Raw genomic sequence first — 1,855 nt, forward strand, 5'->3', positions numbered from 1 at the left:
TGCAAGACCGTTACTCCCTGCGCTGCGCGCCCCACGTCCTGGGCGTGCTGGCCGACAGCCTGAACTGGTTGCGCTCGTTCATCGAGATCGAACTCAACAGCGCCAACGACAACCCGATCATCGACGCCGAAGAAGAACGCGTGCTGCACGGCGGCCACTTCTACGGCGGCCACATCGCGTTCGCCATGGACAGCCTCAAGACCCTGGTGGCCAACGTCGCCGACCTGCTGGACCGCCAGCTCGCGCTGCTGGTGGACGTGCGTTACAACCACGGCTTGCCGAGCAATTTGTCCGGTGCGCCAGCCGAGCGGGCGATGATCAACCACGGCTTCAAGGCTGTGCAGATCGGCACCAGCGCCTGGACCGCCGAAGCGCTGAAAAACACCATGCCGGCCAGCGTGTTCTCGCGCTCCACCGAGTGCCACAACCAGGACAAGGTGAGCATGGGCACCATCGCCGCCCGCGATGCGATTCGTGTGCTGGAACTGACCGAACAAGTCGCCGCCGCCACCTTGCTCGCCGCCAACCAGGGCGTTTGGCTACGGGCCCAGGCTGAAGATGCGCGCCCGCTGCCGCCGGCGCTGGCCGCCATGCACGACGAACTGGCCAAGGACTTCCCGCCGGTCATCGAAGACCGCGCCCTGGAAGGCGAACTGCGCCTGTGCCTCAAGCGTATCGCCGAGCAACACTGGAGGCTGCATGCGTAGCCCCGGCGTGTTGCACTGCGACACTGAAATCCTCGTGCCGTTTTTCGACATCGACACCATGAACGTGGTGTGGCACGGGCACTACGTAAAGTACCTGGAAGTCGCCCGCTGCGCCTTGCTGGACAAGATCGGCCACAACTACACGGCGATGCTGGAAGCGGGCTACGCCTGGCCGGTGATCGACATGCAGCTGCGCTATGTGCGCGGAGCGACCTTCGGCCAGACCATCAACGTGCGCGCCAGCCTGGTGGAGTGGGAGAACCGCTTGAAGGTCAATTACCTGATCAGCGACAAGGCCACCGGTGAGCGCCTGACCCGCGCCAGCACCGTGCAAGTGGCGGTGGAAATTGCCAGCCGCGAAATGCAGTTGGCGTCGCCAAAGGTATTTGTCGACGCAGTCGAGAGGGCGCTGTCATGACACACAACCCTGTGGGAGCGGGCTTGCCCGCGATGGTCGTCAACGATAACGCGAGACGCCTGACACTTCTCGGCGCCCTCAGGTTCTTCGCGAGCAAGCTCGCTCCCACAAGGACCGCGCTAATCCTGTTGTTAAGCATTCCAGGCCTGGCCCATGCTTTCGACCTGCAGCAACTCAGCGATCAGCTTGCAAAACCGTCGGTGATCCACGGCAACTTCATCCAGGAAAAACACCTGCGCGCGCTGCCGCAGCCGCTGACCAGCAAGGGCACCTTCGTCCTGGCCAAGGACCACGGCCTGCTGTGGCTGCTGAAAACCCCGCTGCAACAGGACTACCGCATCAGCGCCAACGGCATCGCCCGGCGTGACGCCAACGGCTGGCAATTGCTGCCGAACAAGAGCGCCGGCGCCGAGCAGAACCGTTTGTTCCTCGCAGTGTTGCAGGGCGACAGCAGTGGCTTGCAGCGTGACTTCGAGCTGCAACTGCAAGGCGAAGCCCAGCAGTGGAAACTCACGTTGATCCCGCGCTCGCTGCTGCTCAAGCAGGTGTTCACCCAAATCAATATCGACGGCGGCGAACTGGTGCAGAAGATCGAGCTGCTGGAAACCCAGGGCGACAGCACCGTACTGCGCATGCAGGACAGCACCAGCAGCCAACCCTTGAGCGACGCGGAGCAACACGACTTTGCCGAGTGAACGCTGGTTGCCGCGCCTGTTCCTGATCCTGCTGG

3 protein-coding genes are annotated in these 1,855 nt (G+C 63.2%); all 3 read left to right on the top strand.

Going from position 1 to position 1,855, the window contains the following annotated elements:
- On the top strand, positions 1-707 hold a 707-nt coding region (locus HX846_RS33035; RefSeq protein ID WP_178967033.1), incomplete at its 5' end, for an aromatic amino acid ammonia-lyase.
- Entirely contained in the window at positions 700-1,125 is a 426-nt protein-coding gene (locus HX846_RS33040) for a thioesterase family protein (protein ID WP_087692514.1), read from the top strand. The genes HX846_RS33035 and HX846_RS33040, both read left to right, overlap by 8 nt.
- A 32-nt stretch (positions 1,126-1,157) precedes the next feature.
- The gene (locus tag HX846_RS33045) at positions 1,158-1,820 is read left to right on the top strand and encodes an outer membrane lipoprotein carrier protein LolA (protein ID WP_043226421.1); all 663 of its coding nucleotides are present in this window, start codon (positions 1,158-1,160) and stop codon (positions 1,818-1,820) included.
- The last annotated feature ends 35 nt before the right edge of the window (positions 1,821-1,855 follow it).

The organism is Pseudomonas sp. K5002 (assembly GCF_013386655.1).
Classification (GTDB): domain Bacteria; phylum Pseudomonadota; class Gammaproteobacteria; order Pseudomonadales; family Pseudomonadaceae; genus Aquipseudomonas.

Excerpts from the sequence above, each read along its gene's own strand:
- HX846_RS33040 (WP_087692514.1), top strand. The coding sequence starts at position 700 with ATGCGTAGCCCCGGCGTGTTGCACTGCGACACTGAAATCCTCGTGCCG.
- HX846_RS33045 (WP_043226421.1), top strand. The coding sequence starts at position 1,158 with ATGGTCGTCAACGATAACGCGAGACGCCTGACACTTCTCGGCGCCCTC.